Genomic DNA, 16,975 nt, shown 5'->3' on the forward strand with positions numbered 1-16,975 from the left:
ATGTCTTGGAGTGACAGACCTCTTCTACAGCAGCTCCGCTGCCTTGCTCCCCGGCCTTGACGAACAGCCCCCACGCCTAACTGAACGGCGTTGCCTCTAGCCCACCGAGCTGTAGGCCACGACACCGCGCAGCAGCCCGTCGACCGCCTTGCGGGCGCTGCGCGCCACCGTTGTGCCCTCACCGCCCGGCGCGGCAGCCGCGACCTGGCCGAGCACGTCGATGACCTGCTTGCACCACCGCACGAAGTCGCCCGCGGGCATCTCCGCCTCGCGCAGCACCTCGTCGAGGCCCTTGCCCGAGGCCCACTGGTACGCGGCCCATGCGAAGCCGAGATCGGGCTCGCGCTGTCCGACCCCTTCCGCCTGGTTGATCTTGAACTCTTCTTCGAGCGCGTCCAGCCGGCCCCAGATCCGCACCATCTCGCCCAGCGCGGCCTTGGCCTTCCCCGACGGCAGCTTCGGCGCCACCGCGTCGTCGGCCTGCCGGGCCTCGTACACCAACGCGGAGACGCACGCGGCCAGTTCGGCCGGGTTCAGCCCCTCCCAGACCCGCTCGCGCAGGCACTCGCTGGCCAGCAGGTCCAGCTCGCCGTACAGCCGTGCCAGCCGCTTGCCGTGCTCCGTGACCTCGTTGCCACGGAGGTAGTCCATCTCGGTCAGCAGGCCGACGATGCGGTCGAAGGTCCGGGCGATCGTGTTCGTACGGCCTTCGATACGGCGCTCCAGCTGGTGGGTGTCCCGCTGCAGCCGGTGGTAGCGCTCGGCCCAACGGGCGTGGTCCTCGCGCTCGTCGCACCCATGGCAGGGGTGAGCGCGGATGTCCTTGCGCAGGCGGGTGATCTCCCGGTCGTCCGCGGCCTCGGAGCGCTGCTTGCGGTGGCGGTCGGGCACGATGTGCCCGGCCTTGGTGCGCAGTGCGGACGCCAGATCGCGCCGCGACTGCGGCGAGCGCGGGTTGAAGGACTTGGGGATCCGCATCCGCTCGAGCGGCTCCACGGGCACCGGGAAGTCCATCGACGCGAGCCGCTTGACCTGCCGCTCGGCGGTCAGCACGAGAGGCCGCGGCCCGTCGTGGTACTCGAAGCCGCCCCGGTGGCCGTTGGAACGGCCGGCGGGCAGACCCGGATCCAGCACCAGCGCGAGACCCGCGAACTTGCCCGTCGGAACATGGATGACGTCGCCCGGCTTGAGCTTCTCCAGTGAACCGGCCGCGGCCGCCCTGCGCTGCGTCGCGCCCTGCTTGGCCAGCTCGGTCTCGCGGTCCTTGAGCTCGCGCCGCAGGCGCGCGTACTCCTCGAAGTCGCCGAGGTGGCAGGTCATGCCCTCCCGGTAGCCCTCAAGGCCTTCCTCGTTCCTCTGCACCTGCCGCGAAATGCCGACGACCGACTTGTCCGCCTGGAACTGCGCGAAGGACGTCTCCAGCAGCTCGCGCGAGCGGTGCCGGCCGAACTGCTGCACCAGATTCACGGCCATGTTGTACGACGGCCTGAAGCTGGAGCGGAGTGGATACGTACGCGTGCCGGCGAGGCCCGCGAGCGCGTCCGGGTCCATCCCGCGCTGCCACAGCACCACCGCGTGGCCCTCGACGTCGATGCCCCGGCGACCCGCGCGGCCGGTCAACTGGGTGTACTCGCCGGGGGTGATGTCGGCGTGCTGCTCGCCGTTCCACTTGACGAGCTTCTCCAGCACCACCGACCTGGCGGGCATGTTGATGCCGAGGGCGAGGGTCTCGGTGGCGAAGACGGCCTTGACGAGGCCGCGGACGAAGAGCTCTTCGACAACTTCCTTGAAGGTGGGGAGCATTCCGGCGTGGTGCGCGGCTATGCCCCGCTCCAGCCCCTCCAACCACTCGTAGTAGCCGAGCACATGGAGGTCCTCGCCGGGGATGGAGGCCGTGCGCTCCTCGACGATCTCGCGCACCTTCTGGCGCGCCTCCTCGTCGTTGAGCCTCAGTCCCGCGGACAGGCACTGCTGGACGGCGGCCTCGCAGGCGGCCCGGCTGAAGATGAACGTGATCGCGGGCAGCAGGCTCTCGGCGTCGAGCCGCTCGATGACCTCCGGCCGGGACGGAGTCCAGATCCGGCTGCGCTGACGCCGCTCGCGCTCGCGGTCGGCCTCGCGGACCATCTTGCCGCGGCGGCGGTCGCGCGGGTTGTACGTCCGCGAGTTCTCCGTGCGGGCCAGGCGGACCAGATCGGGGTTGACCTCACGCCGGGACGCACCGCGGCCGCCGTGGTCGGTCTCCTCCTCGAAGAGGTCGTGCATCCGCCGTCCGGCGAGCACGTGCTGCCACAGCGGCACGGGGCGGGACTCCGAGACGATCACCTCGGTGTCACCACGGACCGTGTCCAGCCAGTCACCGAACTCCTCGGCGTTGGACACGGTGGCCGAAAGGGACACGAGGGTCACGGAGTCGGGGAGGTGGATGATCACTTCTTCCCAGACGGCGCCGCGGAAGCGGTCCGAGAGGTAGTGCACTTCGTCCATGACGACGTAGCCGAGACCACGGAGCGCCTGGGAGCCCGCGTACAGCATGTTGCGCAGGACCTCGGTGGTCATGACGATCACCGGCGCATCGGAGTTGACGCTGTTGTCACCGGTGAGGAGGCCGACCTTCTCCGGGCCGTACCGCCGCACCAGGTCCGAGTACTTCTGGTTGGACAGCGCCTTGATGGGCGTCGTGTAGAAACACTTGCGCCCCTGGGCCAGTGCGAGGTGCACGGCGAACTCGCCCACGATGGTCTTGCCCGACCCGGTGGGCGCCGCAACGAGCACACCCTTGCCCGCCTCCAGGGCCTGGCAGGCCTCGATCTGGAACGGATCCAGATCGAACTCGTACAGCTCGCGGAATGGAGCGAGTGCCGTGGCCTGCTCGGCGGCGCGCGTCCGAGCAGCTGCGTATCGCTCAGCTGGTGAGAGGTCCTCTGTCATCTTGTTGTCGAGACTACCCGCCCCCTCCGACAGTGGGCGCGATCTTTAATCGACGATGAACCGACCCACTGTGAGCGCGCGCATACGACGCGGCCGGATGCACACCGTGTGCGCAGCCGGCCGCGTCCTGTGCCCGCCGCGACGGGCAGGCACCACGGTCATGTGATGTCGTCGTACCCGTTGATCCGGTCCCGGTCCTGGCCACTTGCCTGCTCGGGCAACGCGCGCGGAGCGGGGACGGGCTCGACGGCCCCGACGGACTCGGGCGTGAGGTCGAGGTCGGCGGCCTCGTCGTCGCTGAGCGCGGCGTCCGTATTCTTGCGCCGGCGCCGTGCGTCGTTCACGAAGGAGAAGCCGACGGCGAAGAAGTACAGGACGGCGAGCGGTCCGGCCAGCAGCAGCATGGAGATCGGCTCACCGCCCGGGGTCGCGATCGCCGCGAAGGCGGTGAGCCCGATGATCATTCCGCGCCACCAGCCGAGCATGCGCCTGCCGCTGAGGACCCCGGTCAGGTTGAGCAGGATGAGCAGCAGGGGCAGTTCGAAGGCGGCACCGAAGACGATCACCATGCGGGTGATCAGGTCCAGGTAGTCGTCGAGCGGCAGCAGGTTCTGCGCGCCTTCCGGCGTGAAGCTGAGCATGATCTCCGCGGTCTGCGGAAGGATCGAGTACGCGAGGTAGGCACCACCCAGGAAGAGCGGGACGCCGAAGGCGACGAAGCTGAGGGCGTAGCGCTTCTCGTGCGTGTGCAGGCCCGGGGCGACGAAGCCCCAGAGCTGGTACAGCCAGATCGGTGTCGCTGCCAGCACACCGGTCATCAGGGCGACCTTGAGCGCGATCGTGAACGGGGAAAGGAGTCCCTGCGTGGTCATTTCCGCGCAGGGCCTGCCGTTGCGCATGCTGTTCGCGCCGTCCACGCAGCCGACCGATTCGAGGATCGGCCGCATCAGGAACTCGAAGATCTCCTTCTGGAAGAAGGCCGCGACGATCGTGACCACCACGATCGCCAGAACCGACTTCATCAGCCGGTTGCGCAGCTCACGCAGGTGCTCTCCGAGGGGCATCCGCCCCTCGGTGTCCTTCTCCTGCTTGCGGGCAGACTTGAGCAACCCACTTCCTCGTCTCGTGCGAAAACCGTCGGGGAATCAGGTCAGCTCTGCGTCGTGCGGTTCGGCTCGGAGACCGGACGGCTGCTCTGCACGTCCCCGGGAGCGGCCTGGATCGTGCGAGGCGCGTCCTGCTGCTGAGCGGTCTGCTCGGTGGTGGCGGTCGGGGCCGACGTCTCGTCGTCCTTCTTCATCGCCTTCGCTTCGCTCTTGAGGATGCGAGCGGACTTGCCGAGCGAACGAGCCATGTCAGGGAGCTTCTTGGCACCGAACAGCAACAGGATGACCACGACGATCAGAAGGATCTCAAGGGGCTTCAGATTGCCGATCATGTGCGACTTCCTTCTCACTGAGGCGGCTGAGGGGCGGGGCTGTCCGCTCGGTCGGACAGTCGTCCGATCACCACGATGCAGCGATCGTAACCCGCCGGAGTAAACGCAGGGCAATGGCTGTGCATACTCACACTTGCGACCCGCACCTGAGCCCGGCCCGCCATCGGAAGCCTACCTCGCAGGCCTGTTCGGCAGGAGACCGCGCCCGCTATCGCAAGGCCTCGCCGGTCCGCGCCAGCCTGGTCGCGGACTCTTCCAGCTCTTCGGCCGCGTCATGGATCAGCGCTGTGGTCCTGGCCACTTGGCGGCCGAGGCGCTGGGCCTCCAGGAAGACCCTGATGCCGAGGACGCCGAGGACGGCGATCCCGAGGAATCCGAGGGCGATGGCGAGCATGGGCCAGAACATGGTGCAGAGCCTAGAGGTCGGAGGAGGCCGGCAGGGGCATTCAGAGGGTGGAGTGGAGGCGCAGCGTCCGCACACCGCCGCCGGTGAGCAGTTCCACGATCCGCTCGCTCGCGGGCTTGCGCACCGCCGCCCCGCACTCGGGGCACGTGAAGGAGTAGAAGGTGGTCCGCCGGCTCGCGCCGATGGCCAGTCGCAGCGCGCCGGCCGAGAGCTCGAAGCGGGCGCGGCAGTCGGGGCAGGCGGCCTTGAACAGGACCGGGACCCTGGGCATCGAGATCTCCGACAGAGCGGGCATATCCCTCACTTCTCCTCGATCCCGGTGGTCAGTCCTGGCCGTTGTACGCGGTCAGTGCCTCGCGCGCCGCCCGCCGGGCGCTGTCCGCGAGGTCCGGCGGGGAGACGATCCGGCCGTCCCGCCCGAGCCGCAGCGCGAGCCGCCGCAGCGATGCCGGGTCGGGGGTGCGCAGGGCGATCCGCAGGCCGCCCTCGGGCAGCTCCTCCGCGCTGTCGTGCGGGTAGTACTCGGCGACCCAGCGGCCGCCCGGCCCGACCTCGACCACGACCTCGGGGTCGTCGGCCGACGGCTGGACCAGCCCCTCCGACAGGTCCCTCAGCTCGATCTCCGGCGGCGCGGACGGCTCGTCCAGGAGCCGGATCTCCGCGACCCGGTCGAGGCGGAAGGTCCGGCGCGCCTCGGAGAGGTAGCACCAGGCCTCCATGTACGTGTGGCCGACGGCGAAGAGGCGGATCGGGTCGACCTCGCGCTCGGTGAGCTCGTCGCGGGACGGGGAGTAGTAGCGCAGCCACAGCCTGCGACGCTCGGAGATCGCCCGGTCGACCTCGGCGAAGACGCCGCCTTCGGACTCGAAGGTCACCGAGAGGCGCGAACTGGCGCCCGCCGCCTCCCCGGCCGCGGCCTCCAGCTTGGCGGTGGCCCGCAGCAGCGCCTCGCGGTCGCCCTCGCGCAGACCGGGCAGGGTGGCGACGGCCCGAGCGGCGACCAGCAGCGCGGTCGCCTCGTCGGCGGCCAGCCGCAGCGCCTCGGCGACGTCGTCCGGGTTGTGCCACCAGATCCGGTCGCCGTCGGTGTCGATGTCGAGGAGATCACCGCCGCGGAAGCTGGTCCCGCACATGGGCAGCACGTCGAGGTCGGAGATCAGCTCGTCCTCGGTGATCCCGAAGGCCCGGGCGACGTCCCCGACGCGCGCGCCGGGGCGCTCGCGCAGATACGTCACCAGCGAGAGCATCCGCCGGGTCTGGTCGATGGCATTCGCGGCCATGGTTGTCCGACTCCCCCTCAGCCCTTGGCCACGGCACGCAGCCGGTCCACCACATCGGCCCGCAGATCCGCGGGTTCCAGTACGACGACGTCCGGGCCGAACTCGACGAGCCAGGCGTCCAGCCCGTGCCCGTACGGAATCTCCAACTCGTCCCAACCGTCGCCCAGTTCCCGTACGGAGGTGGCCCGGGCGCGCAGCGGATAGCCGGCCTCCGCGCGCAGCCTGATCAGCGCGGAACGGGTCGCGGTCTCCCCCGCCCAGCTCTCGACGGTCTCGCGCACGGTGACCACATCGGGCACGGGCGCGGTGAAGGAGCCGGCACGGGAGCGTACGCGCCCGGTGATCCGGGAGAGCCGGAAGACCCGCTCGGCGCCACGGTCGCGGTCCCAACCCGCGAGGTACCAGTGGCCGCGCCAGCACTCGAGCGTCCAGGGCTCGACATGGCGGGTCTCAGGGCGTACGGCATTGGACTTGCGGTAGTCGAAGACGACGGCCCGGCGGTCGCGGCAGGCGAGCATCAGCGGCTCGAACGCGGACTCGTGGACGGGGATGCGCGGCTCGAGGGCGCTGTGCTGGGCCGCGTCGTACGAGTCCTCGGCCTCCGGCATCCCGGCGGCGCGCAGTTTCTGCAGGGCTCCGCTGGCCGCTCCGGCGAGGCGGGCCTGCTGCCAGACCTTGGCGGCGAGGCCGAGGGCGGCGGCCTCCTCGGCGTCGAGGGTGATGGGCGGGAGGCGATTGGAGTCGCGGCGGGCGAGATAGCCGGTCTCACCGTCGAGGTTCTCCACGGTGGCGATGACCAGGCCGAGTTCGCGCAGATCGTCCTTGTCGCGCTCGAACATGCGGTTGAACGACTCGTCGTTCCCCGCCTCCAGGTAGGCCTCGATGGAGCCGCGCAGCTCGCGCTTGCTGAGCGGCCGCCGCGTCCCGAGCAGACACAGCGCCAGGTTCATCAGCCGCTCGGCCTTGGCAATGGCCATCGACGCCCTACCCGCCCTTCCTCGCACATCTTCTGATCGTTGAACCTACCGCTACGGAGCGTCGTGGCAAAAGCGCGGGGCCCATGCCTGGACAGGCACGGGCCCCACTGTGACCGGTTGGGAACCGGTTGCGATCAGATCGCGACCAGGTCGCAGACGAAGATCAGCGTCTCGCCCGGGGCGATGCGGCCGCCACCGGCGCCGCGGTCCCCGTACGCGAGGTGCGCGGGGATGGTCAGCTGGCGGCGGCCGCCGACCTTCATGCCCTGCACGCCCTTGTCCCAGCCCTGGATGACCTGGCCGACACCGAGCTGGAACTGCAGCGGGGTGCCGCGGTTCCAGGAAGCGTCGAATTCCTCACCGGTGGAGAAGGCCACGCCCACGTAGTGCACGGAGACGGTGTCGCCGGCCTTGGCCTCGGGGCCGTCGCCTTCCCAGATGTCCTTGATCTCCAGGTCGGCCGGCGGCTCGCCGCCCGGGAAGTCGATCTCGGGCTTCTCGATGCTCACTGCTGTGCTCCTCAAACTGATGAACTTCGCAACCGGGACAGTCTCACAGATCAGCCGTCGGACCGCGCCTCAGACCGCGCCGACGATGTCGACGACGAAGACCAGCGTGTTCTTGGCGAGTGCGTTGGACGGGTCCGCGCCGTAGCCGAGCGAGGGCGGAATGACCAGCAGGACCCGGTCACCGATGTTCTTGCCGACCAGGCCCTTGTCCCAGCCCTCGACCACGGACCCGGTGCCGATCTGGAAGCCGGTCGCGCCACCGTGGTCCCAGGAGGAGTCGAACTTCTGGCCGTCCTCCCACTTGACGCCGGTGTACTGCGCGATCAGGCCCTGACCCGCCTCGACCTTCGCGCCGGAACCCTTGATCAGCACCTGCTCCTTCAGCTCCGCCGGGGCCTTGACGCCCTTGGGGATCGTGATGGTTGCCGGCTTCTGGGACGGGGCGTCCACGGTGGGCATGCCCGGCGCGGGGGCCGCCTGCGTGCCCTTGACCTCGGCCTTGGGGTCGACCTTCGCGGCACCGGCCAGGTCGACGACCCACACCAGGGTGTCCTTGGCGGTGATGCCCGACTGAGGGTTGAGGTTCTGGCCGATCAGATCGCCCGCGGTGCCCTGGACCAGCACCCGGCTGCCGGCCTTCTGTCCCTCCACGGAGTCCAGGACCTTCGCGGGCAGGACCTGGCTCGGCTGACCGACACGCTCCACGGGCTGGCGGTGCGGCTGGTCGCCGCTGCCCTGCGCGGGGAAGGTCCCGCCGAGGTCGGCCGGGTCGTCCCACTTGCGCACGGTGTAGTCCAGCCGGACGAAGTCGCCCTTGGCGGCCTCGGGTCCGCTGCCCTCGGTGACGGTCTTCACGACGGTCTCGTCGGAGGGCTTTGCGTCCTTGGGAACGGTGATCTCGGGCTTCTCCCCGATCTTCCCCTTGACCTCGGCCACACCTGCCGCCGAGTCGTTCGTCGAGTCCGACCCGCACGCGCCGGTGAACAGCAGGGCGGGCACGGCCAGCAGGGAAGCGATACGTCGCTTGGTGTTGTAGTTCATCAGTCCAACTGGGAGTCGAGGCCATGGGCAGTGGCCGCCACTCTACGGTGTGCCGTCGGCCCGGCCCTCGAGCCTTCGCCACGCAGAACGGTCCGTTCCCCACCCGGAGCGGGCAGGGAACGGACCACCGTGCAGGCCGTGCCGGCGGACGGCACCCTCAGGGCCGTAGGGCGGGAGACGGCTCGGTACGGACGGTGAGGCGTGGTCAGCTCTTCAGGGAGCGGAGCTCGGCCGCGAACTCGGCCTTGCCCAGCCGGCCCGGCGCACTGCCGTCCGCCGCACCGGAGGCGTAGGTCGCGTCCACCAGCTGCGCGCCCGACTCCAGGTACACGAAGTGCGGTGTGACGGCCGGGGTGGACTCCGAGTCCACCGCTTCCCTGATCCCGGCGAAGACCAGGAGCTCGTGTCCCTCGGCGAAGGTCTCCTTGGCCGGAGCCTCCTCGGTCACGTACTTCACCCCGTCCGCGACACCGCCCAGGGAGCGCACCACGACATTCGATCCGGGCTTGAGACCGCCCTTGTGGACGGTGTCCACCCGCACGACGACCGGCGTGTAGACGGCCTCGAAGACCGACCCGTCGTCCAGCTTGTCCGTCACACGGACATCGGGGCGCCGCGAGACCACGGTCCCCTCGAAGACATTCTCGTTCAGCGGGGACGCGACCGCCGCGGCGGGAGCGCTGTCCACCTTGTAGGAGTGTGCTTCGACGACACGGATCTCGGAGGATTTCCCGGAATCGGCCTTCGGGGCAGCTGCCCCGGTCGAATTCCCGGATCCGGAGCACGCGGAAACACCCAGGGCCATCACCGCGACGGCCACTGACGAGCCCACACGGGCACGGAAACGCTTCGTACCACTCATTTCTCTTTCTCCCCCGTTCAGTAAAGGCGCGTGACGCCGGCGACGTCGTCGCTGTTGAGACTGCGCCGGGTTCCGGTGTCGATGGCGGTCATGACCGAGTTCTTCTCGGCCGTGGTGTAGGCGGTGCCATCGGTGCAGTGCGGCCGCCACGGGTGGGCGAGGCCGGTGAAGTGTCCGACCTCGTGCACGACGACGGTCTGGACGTCGGCCCTTCCGTTGCTGATGTTCTGACTGCCGTTCACCCAGATGTACCGGTTGGAGAGGTAGAGCGTGCCGCCCGTGTGCCGGCTGCCGACCCGCTGTGTCGCGGCGTAGCCGGGCGCCGTGCCCATCAGGCTGGAGTAGCTGTGCGAGGCGCGGAAGGTGTAGATCTGCCATCCGCTCGTGTAGGTGGGCGCGGCGTAGCGCAGGCCGGAGCCGCTGCGGTTCCACTGGGTCAGGCCGTTCTTGAGGCCGGTCCTGAGGACGCTCGGGAAGTTGGTGTTCGCGGCCAGCGACTTGGTCCCGGAAGACTGCCACTTCACCATGCCGGAAGTGCAGTACGCCGACGCCGGCGATGCGGCCATTCCCACGAGGGCGGTCGCGAGGACGGTCCCGGCCATGCCGAGTGCGCATGCCTTACGTCCTCCCCTCAGGGCAGGCAGCTGAGTTATTCGGCTGATTGACATTGATTCCCCCTTGTTCGCTCAGATCCGAACCGGTCCTCCCGCCCGGCGGACGGTGGGCCCAACACCCCAATTCCGTTTCCGCACAAGCGATTTGACCGCGGAGGGATGCTAGCAAGCCCTCTCTTCGGCCCGGCTCCTCACGGCCCTGCTGCGGGGGAAAACGCCACGCACCGATCCTGGGTACCGTGCTATGGGATCCATGGCCCGCATTACCCTTTTGCCACTTTTCCTATGCGACGTCTCCAGCGGTCCATTCCTGGAATAGGGAATTCCGCCCCTGGGACACCACGGAACCGCGTGATATGTCTCTCACGTAAAAAGCCGCCCGGTGTCCGGGGACGGAATACGTCCCCGGACACCGGGCGGCTTCGCCACCCCGCCGGCTACATGCCGGCGATCAGCTTCTCCACCCGGTCGTCGACCGACCGGAAGGGGTCCTTGCACAACACGGTGCGCTGCGCCTGGTCGTTGAGCTTGAGGTGCACCCAGTCGACCGTGAAGTCGCGCCGCTGCTCCTGGGCGCGGCGGATGAAGTCGCCGCGCAGCCGTGCCCTGGTGGTCTGCGGGGGCACGGACTTGCCCTCGAAGATCTTGAGGTCGTTGCAGATCCGGGCCGCCTGGCCCCTCTTCTCCAGGAGGTAGTAGAGCCCGCGGCGGCGGTGGATGTCGTGGTAGGCGAGGTCTATCTGGGCGACCCGGGGGTGCGACATCGTCATGTTGTGCTTGGCCCGGTACCGCTCGATGAGCTTGTACTTCATCACCCAGTCGATCTCGGTGCCGATCCTGTCGAGGTCCTCCTCCTCGATCGCGTCGAGGGTGCGGCCCCACAGTTCGAGAACCTGCGCGACCGTGCCCGTGCGGATGCCGCGGCGGTCGACGAAGTCCACGGCCTTCTCGTAGTACTCCCGCTGGACCTCGAGCGCGGAGGCCTCGCGGCCACTCGCCAGGCGCACCTTGCGCTGGCCCGTGATGTCGTGGCTGACCTCGCGGATCGCCCGAATGGGGTTCTCCAGCGTCAGATCCCGCATCACCGTGCCCGCCTCGATCATGCGCAGCACGAGGTCGGTGGCGCCGACCTTGAGCAGCATGGTCGTCTCGGACATGTTCGAATCGCCCACGATGACGTGCAGCCGGCGGTAGCGCTCGGCGTCGGCGTGCGGCTCGTCGCGGGTGTTGATGATGGGACGGGAGCGGGTGGTGGCGGAACTGACGCCCTCCCAGATGTGCTCGGCGCGCTGGCTGACGCAGTAGACCGCGCCACGCGGGGTCTGCAGCACCTTTCCGGCACCGCAGAGCAGCTGCCGGGTGACGAGGAACGGAATGAGGATGTCCGCGAGCCGGGAGAACTCTCCGTGGCGGGCGACGAGGTAGTTCTCGTGGCAGCCGTAGGAGTTTCCCGCCGAATCGGTGTTGTTCTTGAAGAGGTAGACGTCGCCCGCGATTCCCTCCTCGTGCAGGCGGCGTTCGGCGTCGACGAGCAGGCCTTCGAGGATGCGCTCGCCCGCCTTGTCGTGGGTGACCAGCTCGGTCACGTTGTCGCATTCCGGAGTCGCGTACTCCGGATGCGAGCCCACGTCGAGGTAGAGGCGGGCCCCATTGCGCAGGAAGACATTGCTGCTGCGGCCCCATGACACAACACGGCGGAAGAGGTAGCGCGCCACTTCGTCAGGAGACAGTCGGCGCTGTCCCCTGAACGTGCACGTGACGCCGTACTCGTTCTCCAGCCCGAAAATGCGGCGGTCCATGACTGAACATTACGCCTGATGGCCTGAGCTGAAACCGGGTTCGACAGCACCACTTCGATCATTTTCATCCCCTGACGCGATGTGTTCGCTGCGGCCGGGAGCTGCGAGGACCCGTCCGGTGCCCAGCAGAACGAGCAGTGCGGCGAGCCCGCCGGCGCCTGCGACGGCAAAACCTGCGACGGTCCCGCCGAGTTCCACCGCGGGGCCCGCGGCGGCCGTTCCCACGGCCGCGCCGACGCCGAACGTGGTCACGAGCCAGGAGAACGCCTCGGTGACGGTGCCCCGGGGGGCGTGCCGGTCGACGACGATGAACGCGCACGCGATGGCGGGCGCCAGGAACACTCCGGCGACGGCACACAGGGCGGTCATCGCGGCGACACCAGGGGTGAACACGAGCGGCAGATAGCCGATGGCGAGCAGGCCCACGATGACCCGCAGCCGCCGCTCGGGGGCGCCTGCCCACTGGCGGGCGCCGTAGACGGCACCGCCGACGAGGGCGCCGAGGCCGAGGGCGGCCATCAGCCAGCCGTACGCAGAGGCGCGGCCGTGGTCGTCGGCGTACGCGACACCGGCGACGGTGATGGAGCCGAGGGCGAGGCCGACGAAGAAGAACGAGCCGAGCAGCGCGAGCAGCCCGGGCGAGCGCAGAGCGCCCAGCCAGTGGGCCTCACGGGGGGCGGAGCGCCAGGTCCTGGACGGCTCGGAGAGCACCACGGACAGCGCGCCGGCGACTCCGACGGCGTTGATGACCAGGAGCGCCGCGGCGGGCGAGAACAGCCAGACGAGCAGCGTCACCAGCAACGGTCCGATGGTGAACATGACTTCCTGGGCGATCGCGTCCATGGCGTAGGCACGGTGGACGCGGTCCTCGCGACGGCCGAGAACGTCCGGCCAGAGCGCACGCAGACCGCCTTCGAGCGGCGGGGTGAAGAGCCCGGCGACGGCGACGGCCGCGTACGCCAGCGGCAGCGGGGTGGTGCCGGCCACGGCGAACAGCACCATGCCGAGCGCGGAGACGACAGCGGCGGGCAACTGGACGCGTGGCTGGCCGTGCAGGTCGACGAGGCGGCCGAGCAGCGGCTGACCGACGGCCGTGGCGAGCCCGTAAACCGCGGCGAGGGCCCCCGCGAGGGTGTAGCTGCCGCCCTCGGCGCGGGTGAACAGCACGATCGCGACATGCGCGGTGGCGTTCGGCAGGCGGCCGACGAGGGTGCCCGCGAGCAGGCGCGCGGCGTGCGGCGCCTTGAGGATGTCTGCGTACCCGGACGCTCCCGCAGCCATGTCCCGCCTTTTCGGTCGACCCCGCTCCCGAGGTGAAGTTTTACGTATAACGTCGCAGGTCATACGTACCATGTGCGCAGGCCACGAGTCCACCCCTCGTGGCGGACAACACCACGCGCGGAGGCGAGTGTGCAGACCCGGGAGCCCGCCGGCGGCGCGCGGCCGACCAGCAAGGACGTGGCCCGGGCGGCCGGTGTCTCCCAGGCCACGGTCTCTCTCGTGCTCGCCGGCAAGTGGCGGGGCCGGGTCTCCGAGCGCACCGCGGACCTGGTCCGGCAGACGGCCAGGGAGCTCGGCTACCGCCCGAATCTGGCGGCCCGGAATCTGCGGCTGGGCCGCACACGGACGGTGCTCCTGGTGGTGCCCGCTCTCACCAACGAGTTCTTCGCACGCGTGTACGCGGGTGCGGCGGCCGTCGCCTCCGAGCACGATTTCGGCGTGGTGCTCTACCCCTCCCCGGAGGGGGTCGGACCGGCGAAGGACCCCTTCGCGTCGGCCCGGGCCGCGCTCGACGGGGTGATCGCCTCGTCGATGGCCGCTAAGGCGCTGGACGCGATCCGGGGCACCGATCTGCCGCTGGTGATGCTCGACAGCGACCCGTCCGATCCGGCATCGGCGGCCCAGGTGAACCTGGACATCGCGGACGGTATGCGCCAGGTGACGGACCATCTGCTCGGCCTCGGCCACCGCCGTTTCGTCCATCTGGCGTCTGCCGTGCCGTCCTGGACCTTCGAAGTACGGGCCCGGGCGCTGGGCGCGGCGCTGCGGGCGGCGCCTGGGGCGTCGATCCGTACCGTCGCCGCGCCCCTGGACGTGAGCGGGGCGCGGGAGGCGGCCGAACGTGCTCTGGCCGGCTCCGGGCCGCGCCCCACGGCGCTGATCTGCGACGACGACATACTGGCGGCGGGCGCGTGCAAGGCGGTCCGGCGGCTCGGCCTACGGGTGCCGGAGGACGTCTCGGTGACCGGCTTCGACGACCTGGCCCTCGCGACGGCCCTGGAACCGGAGCTCACGACGGTCCGCCTCCCCGCGGAGCGCGTGGGCGAGGCGGGCATGTCCGCGCTGCTCGCGGTCCTGCGGGGCGACACCCCGGCACCGGGTGACCTCCCGGTCACCCTCGTCCCCCGCGGCTCCACGGGCCCGCCCGCGGCCTGACTGCCCTGAGCCGGCCAAGTGCGGTCCAGGGTGGCTTGTGCTCGCCCTCCCCAAGGCCTTTCGGGCCTGGGAGGGGTGCCCCCACCTCCCCCTCGGGCTTCGTCCTGGCGAACCCTGGTACCTCCCAGGCGAAGCTCTGGGGGAGGAACCACTGCCCACAACCCACTGGGCGAACGGCCCACGACCCGCACCCGGGGGACGGCCGGGGCGGGCCGTGCAGAGTCGCCCCCGCAGAAGCCGGCTCCCCGTTCCGGATGACGCCGTACCCACCGATTCGAGGAGGCGAGCCCGGAAGGGCCCCGCACCACCACCCACCGGCGCACCCCGAGCCCGCCCGGGGGCCCCACGCCGCAGGGCGCAGAGGTAGCCCCGGACGGACACACCGGACGCCGACCACGGCACCCGCCAGCCCCGCACCGCCGAAACGCCATGCCCCCGCCCCGGCCGCGTGTGCGACCGGGGCGGGGGCATGGGCGTGGGGCACCCGGGGAGGCGGCTACGCCTCCCCGGCGGAATCCTCGGATTCCTCCGTGTCCGACGGCGCCTCCGTGGGCGCGGACGCCGCATCGTCCGCCTGCAGCAGACGCGACAGCTGCCGGCCCACGATGCGCTTGAACTTCCGCTGCTGCGGCCGCGTGCGGTCCAGGATCGCCACCTCCAGCCGCTCCGCGGGAATCTCCCGCTCCGTGCCGTTGGTGTCGCGGGACAGCGCCTGCACCGCCAGCTTCAGCGCCTCGGCGAGCGTCATCCCGTCCCGGTGCCGCTGGTCGAGGAAGCTGCCGATCTGCTCCGCGTTGCCGCCGACCGCGACCGAGCCGTGCTCGTCCACGATGGAGCCGTCGTGCGGCAGCCGGTAGATCTGGTCCCCCTCGGGCGACGTGCCGACCTCGGCGACGACCAGCTCCACCTCGTACGGCTTCTCGCCCGCGCTGGAGAAGATCGTGCCCAGCGTCTGCGCGTAGACGTTGGCGAGCCCACGGGCCGTCACATCGTCACGGTCGTACGTGTAGCCCCGCAGGTCCGCGTAGCGCACGCCGCCGATCCGCAGGTTCTCGTACTCGTTGTACTTGCCGGCCGCGGCGAAGCCGATCCGGTCGTAGATCTCGCTGAACTTGTGCAGCGCACGGGACGGGTTCTCACCGACGAAGACGATGCCGTCGGCGTACTGCAGCACAACCAGGCTGCGGCCGCGGGCGATGCCCTTGCGGGCGTACTCCGCCCGGTCGGCCATGGCCTGCTGGGGTGAGACATAGAACGGCGTCGACACCGGCTATCCGTCCCTTTCTGTCAGTGGCATGTCGGTTCCAGAAGAGGGGGTATCAGAGCAGCGCGGCGCGCGGGCCGTCGGGCTGTTCGAGGCGGCGCTCCAGGATCGAGCGGGCGACCTCGGAGGACTCGGCCTCGGTCAGCTTCCGGAAGCCCTCGTCGGTGATCACGGTCACGATCGGGTAGATCCGGCGGGCCACGTCCGGGCCGCCGGTCGCGGAGTCGTCGTCGGCCGCGTCGTACAGCGCCTGGACGACGAGGGTGATGGCCTGCTGCTCCGTCAGGTCCTCGCGGTAGAGCTTCTTCATCGCTCCGCGGGCGAAGATCGAACCGGAACCGGTGGCCGCGAAGCCGTGCTCCTCGGAGCGGCCGCCCGTGACGTCGTACGAGAAGATCCGGCCCTTCTCGCGGTCGACGTCCCAGCCCGCGAAGAGCGGGACCACGGCGAGACCCTGCATGGCCATGCCGAGATTGCTCCGGATCATCGTGGAGAGACGGTTCGCCTTGCCCTCCAGGGAGAGCTGGGCGCCTTCGACCTTCTCGAAGTGCTCGAGCTCCAGCTGGAAGAGCTTGACCATCTCGACCGCGAGACCGGCCGTGCCGGCGATGCCCACCGCCGAGTACTCGTCCGCCGGGAAGACCTTCTCGATGTCACGCTGGGCGATCATGTTGCCCATGGTCGCTCGCCGGTCACCGGCGAGGACCACGCCGCCCGGGAAGGACGTGGCGACGATCGTCGTGCCGTGCGGTGCTTCGATGGCTCCCTGCACGGGCGGGAGCACGCGCTTGCCCGGCAGCAGGTCCGGGGAGTGCTCGCCCAGGAAGTCCATGAACGAGGACGAGCCGGGCGTCAGGAAGGCCGCCGGCAGACGCCCGGTGCTACGAGGGTTGGCTTCCACGCGATTCCTTCCGAATGGGCGGCGGCCCGCCACCTGGGCCGGGCCGATCTTGCATGCACTGCACGGACCTTACCCGTGCCGTCACCGGTCATCCGTCCCGATGCCGACGGCCCTGCGGCCGGCTGCACCGGGACGGACAACGGGAGTACCCCTGTCGCAGTTACGAGGAGTTACTCTCCGCCCTTTTGGACGAAGGAACGCACGAAGTCCTCTGCGTTCTCCTCGAGGACGTCGTCGATCTCGTCGAGTACGGAGTCGACGTCGTCCGACAGCTTCTCCTGGCGCTCCTTGAGGTCTTCGGAGGCCTGCGCGTCCTGCGTCTGCTCCTCGACCTCCTCGGTGGAGCGTTGAGCACGCTGCTGCCCGCCGCCGGTGTCCTTGGTCGCCATATCCCTCACCCCGCTCGGTTTGCCCGTTTGGTTCGGCCCACTCAAGATCAGACCCTACAAGCAGGGTCTGACATCGGCCCCGCACTTTCCACAACGTCCGGGGGTCACCTCGATGATTCCCGTACGCG

The 16,975-nt window shown here is 69.8% G+C and carries 17 protein-coding genes; 1 reads left to right on the plus strand and 16 read right to left on the minus strand.

Annotated elements, in window-relative coordinates; genetic code table 11:
* Positions 1-96: 96 nt before the first annotated feature.
* The 13 genes from ACWCP0_RS28640 to ACWCP0_RS28700 all read right to left on the minus strand — a co-directional run bounded on the left by ACWCP0_RS28640 (position 97) and on the right by ACWCP0_RS28700 (position 13,138).
* Entirely contained in the window at positions 97-2,931 is a 2,835-nt protein-coding gene (locus ACWCP0_RS28640) for a DEAD/DEAH box helicase (RefSeq protein ID WP_451081660.1), read from the minus strand.
* 158 nt (positions 2,932-3,089) lie between these two features.
* Positions 3,090-4,040: a twin-arginine translocase subunit TatC gene (gene tatC / locus ACWCP0_RS28645; protein ID WP_451081661.1), complete on the minus strand. Its 951-nt coding sequence runs from the start codon at positions 4,038-4,040 to the stop codon at positions 3,090-3,092.
* Between the two features lie 41 nt (positions 4,041-4,081).
* Positions 4,082-4,369, minus strand: coding sequence for a Sec-independent protein translocase subunit TatA (gene tatA / locus ACWCP0_RS28650; RefSeq protein WP_351223971.1), 288 nt, complete (start codon positions 4,367-4,369; stop codon positions 4,082-4,084).
* 208 nt (positions 4,370-4,577) lie between these two features.
* Positions 4,578-4,775, minus strand: a complete 198-nt coding sequence (locus ACWCP0_RS28655; RefSeq protein ID WP_351223969.1) for a hypothetical protein — start codon at positions 4,773-4,775, stop codon at positions 4,578-4,580.
* 40 nt (positions 4,776-4,815) lie between these two features.
* On the minus strand, positions 4,816-5,070 hold the full coding sequence (locus ACWCP0_RS28660; RefSeq protein ID WP_451081662.1) for a hypothetical protein: 255 nt from the start codon (positions 5,068-5,070) through the stop codon (positions 4,816-4,818).
* 28 nt (positions 5,071-5,098) lie between these two features.
* A complete protein-coding gene (locus ACWCP0_RS28665; protein ID WP_451081663.1) occupies positions 5,099-6,055 on the minus strand; it encodes a helix-turn-helix transcriptional regulator in 957 nt (318 codons plus the stop codon).
* A 17-nt stretch (positions 6,056-6,072) separates the two neighbouring features.
* Positions 6,073-7,032, minus strand: a complete 960-nt coding sequence (locus tag ACWCP0_RS28670) for a helix-turn-helix transcriptional regulator (RefSeq protein ID WP_451081664.1) — start codon at positions 7,030-7,032, stop codon at positions 6,073-6,075.
* A gap of 134 nt (positions 7,033-7,166) precedes the next feature.
* Positions 7,167-7,541, minus strand: coding sequence for an FKBP-type peptidyl-prolyl cis-trans isomerase (locus ACWCP0_RS28675; protein ID WP_262004066.1), 375 nt, complete (start codon positions 7,539-7,541; stop codon positions 7,167-7,169).
* 69 nt (positions 7,542-7,610) lie between these two features.
* Positions 7,611-8,582 (minus strand): FKBP-type peptidyl-prolyl cis-trans isomerase, encoded by a 972-nt coding sequence (locus tag ACWCP0_RS28680; RefSeq protein WP_451081665.1) that lies wholly within the window; start codon positions 8,580-8,582, stop codon positions 7,611-7,613.
* A 205-nt stretch (positions 8,583-8,787) separates the two neighbouring features.
* Positions 8,788-9,270 (minus strand): hypothetical protein, encoded by a 483-nt coding sequence (locus tag ACWCP0_RS28685; protein WP_451081666.1) that lies wholly within the window; start codon positions 9,268-9,270, stop codon positions 8,788-8,790.
* A 191-nt stretch (positions 9,271-9,461) separates the two neighbouring features.
* Positions 9,462-10,046: a matrixin family metalloprotease gene (locus tag ACWCP0_RS28690; protein WP_451081667.1), complete on the minus strand. Its 585-nt coding sequence runs from the start codon at positions 10,044-10,046 to the stop codon at positions 9,462-9,464.
* A gap of 449 nt (positions 10,047-10,495) precedes the next feature.
* Positions 10,496-11,857 (minus strand): Pup--protein ligase, encoded by a 1,362-nt coding sequence (pafA, locus tag ACWCP0_RS28695; RefSeq protein ID WP_351223953.1) that lies wholly within the window; start codon positions 11,855-11,857, stop codon positions 10,496-10,498.
* A gap of 9 nt (positions 11,858-11,866) precedes the next feature.
* Positions 11,867-13,138 carry an MFS transporter gene (locus ACWCP0_RS28700; protein ID WP_451081668.1) on the minus strand — a complete coding sequence of 424 codons (1,272 nt, stop codon included), beginning with the start codon at positions 13,136-13,138 and terminating at the stop codon, positions 11,867-11,869.
* Positions 13,139-13,267: 129 nt separating this feature from the next.
* Here ACWCP0_RS28700 and ACWCP0_RS28705 point away from each other — a divergent pair, with 129 nt between their 5' ends.
* On the plus strand, positions 13,268-14,293 hold the full coding sequence (locus tag ACWCP0_RS28705) for a LacI family DNA-binding transcriptional regulator (RefSeq protein WP_451081669.1): 1,026 nt from the start codon (positions 13,268-13,270) through the stop codon (positions 14,291-14,293).
* 496 nt (positions 14,294-14,789) lie between these two features.
* Here ACWCP0_RS28705 and prcA read toward each other — a convergent pair whose 3' ends face one another.
* The 3 genes from prcA to ACWCP0_RS28720 form a co-directional block, all read right to left on the minus strand.
* The gene (prcA, locus tag ACWCP0_RS28710; RefSeq protein ID WP_451081670.1) at positions 14,790-15,560 is read right to left on the minus strand and encodes a proteasome subunit alpha; all 771 of its coding nucleotides are present in this window, start codon (positions 15,558-15,560) and stop codon (positions 14,790-14,792) included.
* A gap of 52 nt (positions 15,561-15,612) precedes the next feature.
* Positions 15,613-16,458, minus strand: a complete 846-nt coding sequence (prcB, locus tag ACWCP0_RS28715; RefSeq protein ID WP_451081671.1) for a proteasome subunit beta — start codon at positions 16,456-16,458, stop codon at positions 15,613-15,615.
* 170 nt (positions 16,459-16,628) lie between these two features.
* On the minus strand, positions 16,629-16,847 hold the full coding sequence (locus ACWCP0_RS28720; protein WP_451081672.1) for a ubiquitin-like protein Pup: 219 nt from the start codon (positions 16,845-16,847) through the stop codon (positions 16,629-16,631).
* Positions 16,848-16,975: the final 128 nt, after the last annotated feature.

The sequence above is a fragment of the Streptomyces sp. NPDC001970 genome (assembly GCF_053594115.1).

What these genes read in the sequence shown, in the direction of transcription:
- ACWCP0_RS28700 (WP_451081668.1), bottom strand. Translation starts at nt 13,138, where the DNA reads ATGGCTGCGGGAGCGTCCGGGTACGCAGACATCCTCAAGGCGCCGCAC.
- pafA (WP_351223953.1), bottom strand. Translation starts at nt 11,857, where the DNA reads ATGGACCGCCGCATTTTCGGGCTGGAGAACGAGTACGGCGTCACGTGC.
- ACWCP0_RS28660 (WP_451081662.1), bottom strand. Translation starts at nt 5,070, where the DNA reads ATGCCCGCTCTGTCGGAGATCTCGATGCCCAGGGTCCCGGTCCTGTTC.
- tatA (WP_351223971.1), bottom strand. Translation starts at nt 4,369, where the DNA reads ATGATCGGCAATCTGAAGCCCCTTGAGATCCTTCTGATCGTCGTGGTC.
- ACWCP0_RS28690 (WP_451081667.1), bottom strand. Translation starts at nt 10,046, where the DNA reads ATGGCCGGGACCGTCCTCGCGACCGCCCTCGTGGGAATGGCCGCATCG.
- ACWCP0_RS28720 (WP_451081672.1), bottom strand. Translation starts at nt 16,847, where the DNA reads ATGGCGACCAAGGACACCGGCGGCGGGCAGCAGCGTGCTCAACGCTCC.
- ACWCP0_RS28670 (WP_451081664.1), bottom strand. Translation starts at nt 7,032, where the DNA reads ATGGCCATTGCCAAGGCCGAGCGGCTGATGAACCTGGCGCTGTGTCTG.
- ACWCP0_RS28655 (WP_351223969.1), bottom strand. Translation starts at nt 4,775, where the DNA reads ATGTTCTGGCCCATGCTCGCCATCGCCCTCGGATTCCTCGGGATCGCC.
- ACWCP0_RS28680 (WP_451081665.1), bottom strand. Translation starts at nt 8,582, where the DNA reads ATGAACTACAACACCAAGCGACGTATCGCTTCCCTGCTGGCCGTGCCC.
- ACWCP0_RS28665 (WP_451081663.1), bottom strand. Translation starts at nt 6,055, where the DNA reads ATGGCCGCGAATGCCATCGACCAGACCCGGCGGATGCTCTCGCTGGTG.
- ACWCP0_RS28640 (WP_451081660.1), bottom strand. Translation starts at nt 2,931, where the DNA reads ATGACAGAGGACCTCTCACCAGCTGAGCGATACGCAGCTGCTCGGACG.